Annotated in this window: 13 protein-coding genes; 2 read left to right on the top strand and 11 right to left on the bottom strand. The window is 29.2% G+C overall.

What is annotated here, in order from left to right; genetic code table 11:
- Positions 1 to 9 precede the first annotated feature (9 nt).
- From ACWW38_RS13185 to ACWW38_RS13175, 3 genes are all read right to left on the bottom strand, one after another.
- Entirely contained in the window at positions 10 to 480 is a 471-nt protein-coding gene (locus tag ACWW38_RS13185) for a metallophosphoesterase (RefSeq protein WP_456258006.1), read from the bottom strand.
- Between the two features lie 12 nt (positions 481 to 492).
- Complete coding sequence (locus ACWW38_RS13180) at positions 493 to 1,092, bottom strand: XTP/dITP diphosphatase (protein WP_456258005.1); 600 nt, start codon at positions 1,090 to 1,092, stop codon at positions 493 to 495.
- 84 nt (positions 1,093 to 1,176) lie between these two features.
- Positions 1,177 to 2,184 carry an AIR synthase family protein gene (locus ACWW38_RS13175; protein WP_456258004.1) on the bottom strand — a complete coding sequence of 336 codons (1,008 nt, stop codon included), beginning with the start codon at positions 2,182 to 2,184 and terminating at the stop codon, positions 1,177 to 1,179.
- Between the two features lie 91 nt (positions 2,185 to 2,275).
- Here ACWW38_RS13175 and ACWW38_RS13170 point away from each other — a divergent pair, with 91 nt between their 5' ends.
- Entirely contained in the window at positions 2,276 to 3,655 is a 1,380-nt protein-coding gene (locus ACWW38_RS13170; RefSeq protein WP_456258003.1) for a hypothetical protein, read from the top strand.
- Between the two features lie 3 nt (positions 3,656 to 3,658).
- On the opposite strand, the gene ACWW38_RS13165 is transcribed toward ACWW38_RS13170, so the two are convergent.
- The 5 genes from ACWW38_RS13165 to gatC form a co-directional block, all read right to left on the bottom strand.
- On the bottom strand, positions 3,659 to 5,245 hold the full coding sequence (locus ACWW38_RS13165) for a peptide ABC transporter substrate-binding protein (protein WP_456258002.1): 1,587 nt from the start codon (positions 5,243 to 5,245) through the stop codon (positions 3,659 to 3,661).
- 93 nt (positions 5,246 to 5,338) lie between these two features.
- On the bottom strand, positions 5,339 to 5,821 hold the full coding sequence (locus tag ACWW38_RS13160) for a hypothetical protein (RefSeq protein WP_456258001.1): 483 nt from the start codon (positions 5,819 to 5,821) through the stop codon (positions 5,339 to 5,341).
- A gap of 76 nt (positions 5,822 to 5,897) precedes the next feature.
- A complete protein-coding gene (gatB, locus tag ACWW38_RS13155; protein WP_456258000.1) occupies positions 5,898 to 7,328 on the bottom strand; it encodes an Asp-tRNA(Asn)/Glu-tRNA(Gln) amidotransferase subunit GatB in 1,431 nt (476 codons plus the stop codon).
- 19 nt (positions 7,329 to 7,347) lie between these two features.
- On the bottom strand, positions 7,348 to 8,805 hold the full coding sequence (gatA, locus tag ACWW38_RS13150; protein WP_456260465.1) for an Asp-tRNA(Asn)/Glu-tRNA(Gln) amidotransferase subunit GatA: 1,458 nt from the start codon (positions 8,803 to 8,805) through the stop codon (positions 7,348 to 7,350).
- A gap of 18 nt (positions 8,806 to 8,823) precedes the next feature.
- Positions 8,824 to 9,111 (bottom strand): Asp-tRNA(Asn)/Glu-tRNA(Gln) amidotransferase subunit GatC, encoded by a 288-nt coding sequence (gene gatC / locus ACWW38_RS13145; protein WP_456257999.1) that lies wholly within the window; start codon positions 9,109 to 9,111, stop codon positions 8,824 to 8,826.
- Between the two features lie 243 nt (positions 9,112 to 9,354).
- On the opposite strand from gatC, the gene ACWW38_RS13140 reads away from it, so the two are divergent.
- Positions 9,355 to 10,062, top strand: coding sequence for an FTR1 family protein (locus ACWW38_RS13140; RefSeq protein WP_456257998.1), 708 nt, complete (start codon positions 9,355 to 9,357; stop codon positions 10,060 to 10,062).
- A 61-nt stretch (positions 10,063 to 10,123) separates the two neighbouring features.
- Here ACWW38_RS13140 and ACWW38_RS13135 read toward each other — a convergent pair whose 3' ends face one another.
- The 3 genes from ACWW38_RS13135 to ligA form a co-directional block, all read right to left on the bottom strand.
- On the bottom strand, positions 10,124 to 10,462 hold the full coding sequence (locus ACWW38_RS13135) for an arsenate reductase family protein (RefSeq protein WP_456257997.1): 339 nt from the start codon (positions 10,460 to 10,462) through the stop codon (positions 10,124 to 10,126).
- Positions 10,463 to 10,556: 94 nt separating this feature from the next.
- On the bottom strand, positions 10,557 to 10,820 hold the full coding sequence (locus ACWW38_RS13130) for a hypothetical protein (protein WP_456257996.1): 264 nt from the start codon (positions 10,818 to 10,820) through the stop codon (positions 10,557 to 10,559).
- 33 nt (positions 10,821 to 10,853) lie between these two features.
- Entirely contained in the window at positions 10,854 to 12,845 is a 1,992-nt protein-coding gene (gene ligA / locus ACWW38_RS13125) for an NAD-dependent DNA ligase LigA (RefSeq protein ID WP_456257995.1), read from the bottom strand.
- Positions 12,846 to 13,005 lie beyond the last annotated feature (160 nt).

The following is a 13,005-nucleotide window of genomic DNA, read 5'->3' as shown; positions in this document are numbered from 1 at the left end:
CGCATTTTTTTATATTAATTTTATACTAGGACTTATCTCTCCATCTTCTATACATATTATGGCAATACTCCTATGTCCATCTCTAGGTAAAGCTGCACTGCCTGGATTTATAAGCCATATACCATCCTCAAAATTTATTTCTGAAATATGGGTATGTCCAAACAAAGCTATGTCTGCTTCTAGTTGTTGTGCTCTATACTTTAACTCAGCTAAAGTGTTTTTTACATTATACTTATGTCCATGAGTAATCAGTATTCTTACTCCATGGAATTCCTCTATTAACTCTGTGGGTTCATTAGCCATTATATCGCAATTTCCCTTAACATATACTATCTTATTATTAATCAAATCTTTAATTTCTTCAGCATCTGCCACATTATCTCCAAGATGTATTACTACATCTAAGTTTTTAATCTCCTCAACAACTTTTTTTAAAGCAGTTTCGTCTCTATGAGTATCACTTACCACTCCTATGAGCAATTATTCCACCTCCTAAAAGTAGGTTTTAATCTCCTGTTGTAGTTTTTCTAATGCTTCTCCCCTGTGGCTTATAGAATTTTTTTCTTCTGAGCTTATCTCTGCAAAGGTTTTATTAAATTTAGGAACATAAAATAACGGATCATAACCAAATCCATCCCTACCTCTTTCTTCTTCAATTATATAACCTTTTGCCTCACCTTGTACATTAATTATTCTCTCCTCATCAATAATTAATTCTATAGCACAGACAAATTTAGCAGTTCTTTTTTCAAATCCTATTCCACTTAAGTTTGAAAGCAATTTTTCATTATTTTTTTTATCATTTCCATGTTCTCCGCTATAACGTGCAGAGTAAACTCCTGGTTCCCCATTTAAAGCATCTACCATAAGACCTGAGTCATCTGCAATAACCATATATTTTTTATCCAACATTTTATAAATTTCCATAGCTTTTATATGTGCATTTTCCATAAATGTAGTTCCATTTTCTTCAATATCAACATCAATTCCTGCTTCTTTTAATGAAATAATGTCTAATGGAAATTTATTTAATATTTGTTTAATCTCATCTATTTTATGTTGGTTATTACTTGCAACAATAAGCTTTTTCATATATATTACCTCTCTTTTTAAAACTTCACATACTACTAGTGTCGAACTCTCTTTTAATATTTTGGTTTATAAGCTATACTTTATTTATTTAACCTCATTCTCTTTATTTTCACTTGATGAAACCTTTAGTAGTTCATCTTCTTCTGGTGGAGGTACAAGCTCTTCTTTGCCTTCTATAACTAATATTTTATCACTTTTTATAATCTCTCCAACCACTGCAGCCTGAACACCATTTTCCTTTAACTTTTCAACTAAGTTCTCTCCATTTTTGCAAGTTATAACCATGCTTCCTGAAGATATAAATTTTAAAGGATCGATATTAAATAATCTACACACCTTTTTTGTAATATCTGTTATAGGAAGTCTATCATTATAAAGCTTGAATCCAACATTGCTTCCCTCTGCAACTTCCCATAAAGCCCCAAGAATACCTCCCTCTGTTATATCATGCATTGAGTTTACTCCAAATTTACCTGCTATTTTTCCTTCTTTTACAACACTTAAATTATCTATATATTTTTTAGCCTCTTCTACTTCTTCATAACTTAATGTTTTTATCACTTCATTATAATAGTCGTTTACTAAAATTGATGTACCCTCTAAGCATAAATGCTTTGTAACAACTATTTCATCTCCTTCTTTAGCTCCTGATGTAGAAATAGCCATTCCAGCTTCTGTTCTTCCTATAACTGTACAAGAAACAATTATTCTATTAACTGCATCTGTTACTTCTGTATGTCCCCCTAGTATCTGCATGTTCAATTTTCTAGTTTCTACATCTATTTCACTCATTACACTTTGAATTTCTTCTAGCTTTACATTAACTGGAGCTAAAATTGTTACAAGAATTCCTATAGGTTCCACTCCACAGGAAGCTATATCATTAGCATTTATATGAACTGCCAATTTTCCAACATTATTTTCTGCTGCTGTTATTGGATCTGTAGACAAAACACACTCATATTCTCCAAAATTAACAACACTACAATCCTCTCCGATTCCTCCGCTTATCCTTACATCTGATCTAGTAATTCCTCTATTTTCATTTATAATTTTATTTAAATCCTTCCATTGTAACTTTCCAATTTTCATGAAAATCACCCCTTAAGTTATAAAAAATTATCATCATTTATTATTTGTTTTCATATTATTTATATAAGGATTAATTTATGGTGGTGTAATTATGTTAAGATATATAGGCCCATTTTTACGAATGAATAAACTAAGTATAGGTCAAATTCAAAGTCAATTAGTGCATTTATCAAAAGAATCTATAAAGAATATTGTTCTGTATTCAAAATGTGGCATTACTTTAGATCCTAAAGAATTAAACTTGAAACATATATCTAGTACTGATATTAACACATTAAATTTGAATTCTCCACTTTTATGTGTATATAAAAAGGCTAATCCTAAGCTTAAAATCAGCAATAATAAGTTTCATTGGGATGAAGATAAATTAAAAAAAGATATAAACATATCTAGTAATGCCTACATGACTTTATGTATTTTAGAGTTAGTTGACTATTACAAAAAATTTAAAGGTATAGATTCTAAAAAGTATTCCTTAAGTATTGTATACACTGAACTTGCCAAAAAGCAATTAGAATTTTATGCTTCTTATTTAAGAAATCATGAAGGTGTATTTGTTGACAAAAAAGATTCTACAGACCCTATAATAGGAAAGGTTAAATTGAAGGATAAAAGTACAGAATTTAAGTTTTCAGAGCAGGCTTTATTAATGAACGCTTTTTATAAATGCTCTACTTATCTAGATGGTGAAGTCAAAGATTCTTATGAAAATTTTTCACTAGACATATTAAAAATGTTCCTAGACTTCAAAGAAGAAATGTATGACATATCCTTTGAAGATAAATGTATGTTGTGCTTAAATCTCAACATCTTTTATTCCTACTCTAAAATTGATGATGTAAAATTACTCTTGTTAGATATTTTCGATTTACTATATGAAGAATATAACAAGCTACATGACAATGATAAAGTAGAAAATATTTGTACCATGTATTTAAATTCTTCTCTATTATATAAGCATACTGGCATGTTTAAATTTAAGAAAATTGCCAATGCTATTAATGAAATTTTAGCTAAGCACTACAGTGAAGATTTTTCTATATTTATAAAAACTACTGAAAGTAAAGAAATTAAGTTTTCATCAAATGAAATAGTTCTATATCTTATTTCCATGCTGCATCAAAACAATTTAGGAGAGAATATTGATGAAAAGTTAATTACAGATGTATTTAAGTATCAACTAGTTGATTCTGGAATAGTTCTTAGCTGGCCTGATACACCTAATTTAGATGATGTAGAGCATTATAAAAATTTTAGATCCATACCTGAAAATCTTTTAGACGAACAATATTTTAAAATGCCTACAATACCAAGTCCTGAAACTAGCGAGCTGGCACCAATATTTATCAAAAATGTAACCTATGATAAGGATAAAAAATCCTTTAAAGTTGGAAAACCTACATTTGATAGTAGAAAAAATTTAAATTTATTTTTCTTTATATTATACTTTCTTAAAGATGAAACTCCCTAAAACTTAGGGAGTTTCATCTTTAGATGTTTCCGCATATATTTTCTTTAAGATTATATTTCCTCTCTTATTTATCTCAATTCCATTTATGTAACTTTTCTTACATAGTACAGTGTTATAAAATCCTAATGGTATAAATGGAACATCTTTTAGGAGTATTTCTTCTGCTTTTCTAAAGTTATTTCCTGCTTCTTCTAAATTATTTAAAACTCTGCCTCTTAAAACATAACTGTCAAAGTCAAAATTTTTATATCCTGATATATTATAATCGGAAGTACTAATCCATTTTTCTAAAAAAGAAAATGGTGAATCATATTCTCCTACATAACTTGTTAGCAGTATATGATAATCCTTATTGTCTAAAACCTTTTTTAATTCCTCTTTATTATAGCCTTGGTTAATTATACTTATATTTACCTTTTTCATATCCTTTGCAATAGAGTTTGCTATTATCCTATTTCTATCATCAGAATTTAAATATACTAATTTTAACTTTTCCCCTTTATATTTGTTATCAGCTAATGTTTTTTCTAGATTATTATTAACCTTATTTATATTTACATAACCATCTCTTTTGCCTATACCTTTTATATTGTTTGGTATATATAGGGAGTCTACTTTCAAAATACCATTTAGCTCTGATTCCATATTGCTTTTATTAATTGCCAGATTAATAAATTTTCTAAAGTTAACGTCTCTAAGAATTCCATCTTTATTTAAATTGAAGTTCAGACTAACCCCCTGAGCCGTAGGCCCTTTGACTAATTTTTCACTGCTTTCAAAAGTTCCCATCTCACTTGGAGGCAAACTAGTAAATCCATCTATTTGCTTTAAATTATATTTAGCTAATGCAAAAGCAGTAGTACCTTCACTAGTTATATGTATTTTATCAGTTGCTACACTTTCATTGTCCCAGTAATTTTTATTTTTTTTCAATGCAAGTTCACCATTGCTATATATGTCATCAAGAATGAATGGTCCTGTATATTTTATTTTTTTAAAATCATTTTTCCAGTGTTTTAGATTCAAGAAATTTTTTCGTAGTGTAAACATAGGTTGGCTAATTATCTCTAAAAAATAACTACAGGGATAGTTAAGTCTAATCTCTAAATTTTCATCATCCTTTGCAGTTATAGCTACTCCATCGAAGTCTATTTTCTTATCCACATAATCCTTTACACCAAATATGCATTGTAATTGATTAGAATAGACATTACTTCCTTCTGATAATACCTTTGAAAAGAAGGTTACATAGTCTGTGGCTGTTACAGTGGTATTATCACTCCATTTTGCTCCTTCTCTTATATGGAAGTTATATGTTAATTTATTTTCTGACACTGACCATTTATCAGAGAGTGCCGGTATGATGTTCCCATTAGCATCCGTAGAGACTAAACCTTCAAATAGACATAAAATTAATTCTTCCTGTCTTATACTACTATTATTTAACATTAATAAATCTTCCGGTAACTCTTCCATGTTATAGACTATATAATTTCTATTATTTGTGGAAGAGACTTTTTTCTGTATACATCCACTTCCAACAATCAATATAAATATTAGAAGTAATGCTATATATTTTTTCTTTTTCATCTTCAATCACCATTTTATTCATAATATATCTTGATTATTGACTTTAAAAGAAAAAAGTAAACAAGATTTTATTTTAAAACATAAAAATCCTGTTTACTTAGGCAAATATCTATAAAAATTTAATTGTTTCTTATCAAATACAGTATCAGCTTTTCCAAATAATCTTATCTGTTTTTTGAAAAAGCAATAATAATCATCTAATAAAATCTTTTTTAAGCAAAGTAATTTATTTTCATTTTTATGGATTTCCGCTTCGAATAGCCCCGTAGTTATGTAAATCCCCTTATCCACATGTTCTCTTTTTAATTTATTTATAAACTCATTGTAATCTTCTCTAAATACCATATCTGACTTATGATATTTTAGTAAAACCTTTTCTTTTTTACCAAACAGGTCAATACAAATTGTGTCATGATTTTTTTCTAAGATTTTGTATCTTACTGATCTATCTTCGCAATTTTTTATAATTAACTTCAATATATCATCTATAGGAATTTTCTTTATTCTAATTCTAGCTTTTTTTATTTCCTTCTTCTTTAGTATAAAATATACAATATTCAGCAGCTTATTTATCATATAATATCCCCACCCTTACTATCATATTATATGCTTTATACATTATATGTTTTATTCAAAACATTATTGAATAGTTTTAATTAATATTATCTAATTCTTCAATTATAATCTTGTTTATTATATTAGGATTAGCCTTTCCCTTAGTTGCCTTCATAACTTCTCCTATAAAATATCCTAAAAGCTTTGTTTTTCCACTCTTATATTCCTCTACATTTTTTAGATTATTTTTTAAAACTTCTTTTATAACTTCTAGAATTTCATCTCTATTATTATTTTGCACCCATCCTTTTTCTTCTACTATTTCTTTTGCATATTTTCCAGTTTGAAATATTTCTTCAATAACTTTTTTACCTATGCTATTAGAAATAATCCCTTCATTTATAAGCCTTATAAGCTCTGAAAGATGTTTGGGAGCAATTTTCGTTTTATCTAATGCTATATTATTTTTATTTATAAATTTTAGAATATCTCCCATAATCCAATTAGAAGCTGCCTTAGGATCTCCACATAAATTTGTTGTTTCTTCAAAAAAATCTGCTATATATAAATTTGATGTAATTATTGAAGCATCATACTTAGGAATATTGTATTCTTTTATAAATCTCTTTTCTTTTTCATAAGGAAGCTCTGGAATAGTTCTTTTAATTTTCTCTATCCATTCATCTTTAATTATAACAGTGCTAAGATCTCCTTCTGGGAGATATCTATAATCATTAGTCTCTTCTTTACTCCTCATAACTACTGTTAAACTATTTTCTTCGTCCCATCTTCTAGTTTCTTGATATAATATTTTATCATTTTTAATACATTCTACCTGTCTTTTGAATTCATAATTTAGTGCTTTTTCTAAAGCTTTAAAGGAATTCATATTCTTAATTTCACATTTAACTCCTAAGCTATTATCTCCTTTTTTTCTCACAGATATATTAGCATCGCATCTTAAAGATCCTTCTTCCATTTTACAATCTGAAACTCCAATGGACTGAAGTATACTTCTTAACTTTACCAAATATTCTACAGCTTCTTTAGGATTTCTAATATCTGCTTTTGACACTATTTCTATAAGAGGTACTCCTGCCCTGTTAAAATCTATTAATGATCCTTCTTCAGTATGTATTAGCTTACCCGCATCCTCCTCTATATGAATTCTTTCTATGTTTATTCTTTTATTTTTTCCTTCTAATTCTATATCTATATATCCATTTTTGCATAGTGGATAATCTTGTTGAGTTATTTGATAATTTTTAGGTGAATCTGGATAAAAGTAATTTTTTCTATCCATTCTAGTGAACTTTGTTATAGAACAGTTTAAAGCCAAGCCTGCTTTTATACCGTATTCTACTACTCTTCTATTTAATTGTGGAAGAGCTCCAGGAAGTCCCAAACATGTAGGACATATATGTGTGTTAGGTTTTCCGCCAAATTTAGTGCTGCATCCGCAAAATGCTTTTGTCTTGGTTAATAGTTCAGCGTGAACTTCTAGCCCTATTACCGCCTCAAATTCCATAATATCACCTTCTTATATTCTATATTTCTGGCATCTTTTTATCCCAATTAATGGATTGTTCAAAACTATAGGCTATATTAAAGAGTACATCTTCTCTAAAGTGATTCCCTATAATTTGTAATCCAATCGGCAGATTATTTATGCTGCCACAAGGGATAGATATTGCAGGTAGTCCTGCTATGTTAGCTGGAACTGTATATATATCTGACATATACATTGAAAGCACATCCTTTGTCTTTTCTCCTATTTTAAAGGCTGTTGTTTGTACAGTAGGTGATACTATTGCATCAAACTCCTTCATAACTTTACTAAATTCCTGACTTATAAGCTTTCTTACCTTTAACGCTTTTTTATAATATTCATCATAATATCCCTTTGAAAGCACATAAGTTCCAAGCATAATCCTCCTTTTAACTTCTTCTCCAAAGCCTTCAGTTCTTGAATTAGTATATATATCTTCTCCCTTTTCTAAATACTTTGTCCTATGCCCATATCTTATTCCATCAAATCTTGAAAGATTTGATGAAGCTTCAGCACTAGAAATTATATAATAAGCTGCAAGAGAGTAATTTATCAACGGAATAGAACATTCCACAATTTCAGCTCCATTTTCTTTTAATACTTCAATGGACTCCATAACAACCTTTTTAACCTGATTATCTAATTCTTCACCAAATAACTCTTTAGGTACACCTATTCTTTTACCCTTTATGTTCTTATTTAAAATACTGGCATATTCTTGTACCGGAACATTTGCAGTTGTAAAATCTCTGGAATCAAATCCTGCCACAACCTCTGTGAGTATAGCACAATCCTCTACATCTTTACCTAGAATCCCCACCTGATCTAATGTAGATCCAAAAGCCGTAATACCGTATCTTGATATTCTTCCATAGGTAGGTTTCAATCCAACTACACCGCAAAATGATGCTGGTTGCCTTACAGAACCTCCAGTTTCTGTCCCAAGAGCAAGAGGTATCTCTCCTGATGCCACTGCTGCTGCCGAACCACCTGATGATCCTCCTGGTACTCTATTCAAATTCCAAGGATTTTTTGATATTTTAAATGAACTATTTTCTGTTGAAGAACCCATAGCAAACTCATCCATATTTAATTTTGCTATAATAATTCCATTGTTCTCTACCAATTTTTTAGTCACATTGGCATGATAAGGTGAAATATAATCCTTAAGCATATTTGAAGCACAAGTATTTTGCATTCCTTTAACAGATATATTATCTTTTAATCCTATGGGTACTCCCCAAAGCTTTCCTAGGGCCTCTTTTTTTTCTATTTTCTTATCAAATTTTCTTGCCTTATCCAACGCTTCTTCAATTGCCACATAAAGACATGCTTCTATTTTTTTATCCACTTTTTCTATTCTATCTATATATCCCTTTATCATCTCTTCAACTTTAATCTCTTTATTTTTTACCATATCTCTAAGCTCATGGGCAGTCTTTCTGTATAGCTCAATCAATTTTATCTTCTCCTTTTAATCTATTATTCTAGGTACTACAATAAATTCTCCTAAACTTTTAGGAGAATCTTCGATAAAATTATCTAGCTCTGAGGATTCACATACTAGATCCTCTCTATATCTACTTCCTATTTCACATGGATTTATCATAATATCCACATCATCTGTATTTACTTCATTAAGTTTATCCATATAATTAATTATTTTATTTAAATCATTAATCAAGTCATTTTTTTCGCTTTCAGTAAACTTTAATTTTGCAAGTTTTGCAATATATTCTACATCCTGTTTTGACACTGACATAATGTAATCCTCCATACTAATCCATTTAACTATATTATATCATTTTACTCCAATCTACAGTTATTCTTAACTTTATTTTATATAACAATTATAGTTCAATTTAAATTTAAGTACTAAAAATTGTACTTACTGTTTAAGTAATTGTATTTCTGAAATTTTTTATCAAAAATAATAAAAAAACAGTAGCATGTCCACATGTTCATGCTTACTATATATTAGAAGAATATAAGGGGGGAAATGTATATGATTACTTCATTGATTGTTTCCTTTAGAGAATGCTTTGAAATGCTTTTAATCCTAGTCCCTTTACTTGCCTATATTTCAAAAATAGACAGGAAAGATTTAGCTAAATATATTTACTCTGGTTCCCTTCTTGGAGTTCTTTCTAGCATAATATGTGGAGTATTAATCTTCAATCAAGTAAAATCTTTAGAATTTGCAGTTCAGGGATTATTTGAAGGATCAATAATGTTATTCTTAGCTGCTTTAATATTATATAGTATAGTTTTAATCAAAAAACAACGTAAACAACTGAATACAGATTCATTAGATGCTTCAACAGTAAAAACTACCTCCTATAGTCTATTCGTACTATCATTTTTAACTATTTTTCGTGAAAGTTTAGAAATAACTCTTTTCACATTACCATACGTTGCTAAATCAGCCTTTTCAATTGTGTCTGGTATAGCAGCAGGAGTTATTTTAGCTTTAGTGATAATGTATGTAATTTATAAGACTTCTTTAAAATTAAGTATTAATTTAATTTTCAACATTTTGACAATACTATTAATAGGAATAGGATCTGTTTCCTTTGGAGAAGGTCTTGCTAAGCTATTACCATCTATGGGACAATCCTTAGAAAAGGGTGCTATGTTAATTTACGGAATTCCAACACTATATCTATTCATTAAAAGCTTGCTAAGGGAGTACGCAAAAAAACAAAATAAATAGTATCTAACCTAATTATAAAATTGGAGGTAAATTTATTTAAAAATAAATTTACCTCCTTATATTATTCCCATGTTTTCCATATCTCTGGTTCATACCCAACTGTTGCTTTCTTTCCATTTCGAACTATAGGGGTTTTATAGAGCTTTGGATTATTTAATAATATCTCTTCCTTTACACTATCATTAATAATATGTTGAAGATTCGATTTCGTATATTCTTTAGATCCCTTGTTAATTAAATTTGACAATCCTACTGCTGTTTTAACACTTTGTAATTCTCCTTTGCTTAAAGCAGTCTCATTTAAATCAATAAATTGATATTTAATTCTTCTCTCTTTAAAATACCGTTCAGCCTTTTTTGTATCAAAACATTTTTTAACACCAAAAATTTGAATATTCATATGTTACTCTCTCCTTTCCTAACATGTATTAAACCTATACAAAAATAGAGAATAAATGGCTATTACCATATATTCTCTTATCATCATAATCAACCTAATATACTTTCATAAACATAAAAAACATTGTTCCAAACCCTATAGACATACAAATAATTGAATTTACCCATTCTCCCTTTCCTATTTGAAGCTGTTTAACACTCCAAAGAAACATAGTTACTATTATGCTTATTTGAAAAACGTAATAATTATTAAAATAGCTTAAATTAATAAATCTGTAAGTTGAAAGCATAGTAAGGATTAAAAATATCATAGTGAATAATACTGAAATCCATGCTAAAATGCTTATAATTTTCTTCATTTTATCTCCCCCGACTTTACATCTACGAAGTTTCTAACTTAGCATATTTTTAAATTCATCTTCATTTATAATCTTAATATTCAACTCAACAGCCTTTTCATATTTAGATCCTGGATCCTTACCAGCTAGGACATAGTCTGTCTTTTTGCTTACACTGCCTGAGACTTTTGCTCCAAGGGATTGAAGCATTTCTTTTATCTCATTTCTAGAATAGGATTCTAATGATCCAGTTACTACTACTGTTTTCCCATTAAATACATTGTCTTCAACTTTTTCATCTTCAAAGTATGGACTTACTCCTAATTGTAGCAGTTCATCAATACTTTCTAATATTTTCTCATCACTAAAAAATTCAACTATACTTCTTGCAACAATATCTCCAATATCTTCTACGGATATAAGTTCCTCAAAGTTGGCTTTTTTTAGGCCTTCAAGTGATTTAAATCGTTTTGCTAAATCTATGCTAGTCTTCTTACCAACATTAGGAATGCCAAGAGCATATATAAATGAAGGCAAATCACACTTTTTGCTTTTTTGCATTGCATCTATAAGATTTTGCGCTTTTTTATCTCCAAATCTTTCTAGATTTAATAAGTCTTCTTTTTTTATTCTATAAAGATCTGAAATTGATTTTATATCTAATTCTTCAAACAGTTGTTCAGCTGTTTTTTCACTAAATCCTGATATATTCATAGCTTCTCTATTTCCAAAATGAACAATAGATTTTACAAGTTGAGGCTTACATGAAAGAGAATTTTCACAAAAATAGTGTACTCCTTCTTGTATAACTTCACTTCCACAATAAGGACAAGTTTTTGGAGGCTCTATTTCTCTTACTTCTTCTTGTGATTCCACAACTCCCATTATTTCTGGTATTACATCATTAGAACGGCGAATAAAAACATTGCTTCCTATTTTAACACCTTTTCTATTAATGTCATCCATATTATTTAAAGTTGCTCTTTTTACAGTAACACCACCTATGTCCACTGGTTCTAATATGGCAGTAGGGGTTACTCTTCCACTTCTTCCTACATTCCATTCAACATCTAACAGCTTTGTTGTAGCCTCCTCTGCCTCAAACTTATAGGCTAATGCCCATTTAGGGAACTTCACTGTATATCCTAATAACTCTCTAGTAGTAATATGATTAATAGCAATTACAACTCCATCTATATCATAATTTAAATCATGTCTTATAGATTCTATATATTCTATCTCTTTTTCTATCTCTTCTACAGTAGAACATATTTTAACGTATTCATCCATAGGCAGTCCTTTTTCTCTTATAAATTTTAACATATCCATATAAGTTTCAAAAGCTTCTCCTTCATTATATCCTACATCATAAAAAAACGCAGAAAGGTTTCTTCTTGCCGTCTCTCTTACATTTAAATTTCTAAGTGCTCCAGCTGCACCATTTCTTAAATTCTTGAGAGGAGTTGCTGCTAGTTTATTATATTCTTCAAAGGCTTCTTTTGTCATTATAGCCTCTCCATGCACCTCAATTAGAGCATTATTATCTATCTTTAGAGGAATAGTTTTTATTGTCTTAATTTGTGCTGTGATATTTTCTCCAATTTCTCCTGTTCCCCTGGTAGCTGCATTTATTAACACTCCATTTTCATCATAGGTACAATTTACAGTTAATCCATCAAACTTTTTAGTTATAACGTATTCTATAGGTGGAAGCTTTTCATCATGGGTTTCATTGTATTCATTAATAGCTTTAATATTTCTATTGTGCCAGTCTTTCAATTCTTGAATATTTTGAGCTTTACCTAAACTCCAAAGCCTTCCCTTATGTACATGCTTTTCGAATTGAGATAAAATCACATCTCCCACTCTTTGAGTTGGCGAATAGGGAAGTATTATTCCTGTCTCCTTCTCAAGTTTTAGTAATTCATCATATTTTTCATCATATTCTCTATCCGATAAACTAGGGTTATCTAATGTATAATATTCATAGGCTAACCTGTTAAGCTCTTCTACCAGCCTAAGAATCCTTTGCCTTTTATCTTCCATAACTTTCACCTTTCTCCATTTAATCAGTAATTAAACCTATATCATATATAATATAGGTTTAATACTTTATTTTACTGTTAAGTTCTGTCCTAAATACATGTTTATTTGTAACATTATTTAAAACTTTACATTAGTTATTTATATAATGCTTCTATCTATT

Source organism: Clostridium sp. JNZ J1-5, from assembly GCF_053901425.1.
This window is presented reverse-complemented; position numbering and strand designations above follow the sequence as displayed.

What these genes read in the sequence shown, in the direction of transcription:
- gatC (WP_456257999.1), bottom strand. Translation starts at nt 9,111, where the DNA reads ATGTCAGTGTCAAAACAGGATGTAGAATATATTGCAAAACTTGCAAAA.
- ACWW38_RS13140 (WP_456257998.1), top strand. Translation starts at nt 9,355, where the DNA reads ATGATTACTTCATTGATTGTTTCCTTTAGAGAATGCTTTGAAATGCTT.
- ACWW38_RS13180 (WP_456258005.1), bottom strand. Translation starts at nt 1,092, where the DNA reads ATGAAAAAGCTTATTGTTGCAAGTAATAACCAACATAAAATAGATGAG.
- ACWW38_RS13160 (WP_456258001.1), bottom strand. Translation starts at nt 5,821, where the DNA reads ATGATAAATAAGCTGCTGAATATTGTATATTTTATACTAAAGAAGAAG.
- ACWW38_RS13130 (WP_456257996.1), bottom strand. Translation starts at nt 10,820, where the DNA reads ATGAAGAAAATTATAAGCATTTTAGCATGGATTTCAGTATTATTCACT.
- gatB (WP_456258000.1), bottom strand. Translation starts at nt 7,328, where the DNA reads ATGGAATTTGAGGCGGTAATAGGGCTAGAAGTTCACGCTGAACTATTA.
- ACWW38_RS13175 (WP_456258004.1), bottom strand. Translation starts at nt 2,184, where the DNA reads ATGAAAATTGGAAAGTTACAATGGAAGGATTTAAATAAAATTATAAAT.
- ACWW38_RS13135 (WP_456257997.1), bottom strand. Translation starts at nt 10,462, where the DNA reads ATGAATATTCAAATTTTTGGTGTTAAAAAATGTTTTGATACAAAAAAG.
- ACWW38_RS13165 (WP_456258002.1), bottom strand. Translation starts at nt 5,245, where the DNA reads ATGAAAAAGAAAAAATATATAGCATTACTTCTAATATTTATATTGATT.
- ACWW38_RS13170 (WP_456258003.1), top strand. Translation starts at nt 2,276, where the DNA reads ATGTTAAGATATATAGGCCCATTTTTACGAATGAATAAACTAAGTATA.
- ligA (WP_456257995.1), bottom strand. Translation starts at nt 12,845, where the DNA reads ATGGAAGATAAAAGGCAAAGGATTCTTAGGCTGGTAGAAGAGCTTAAC.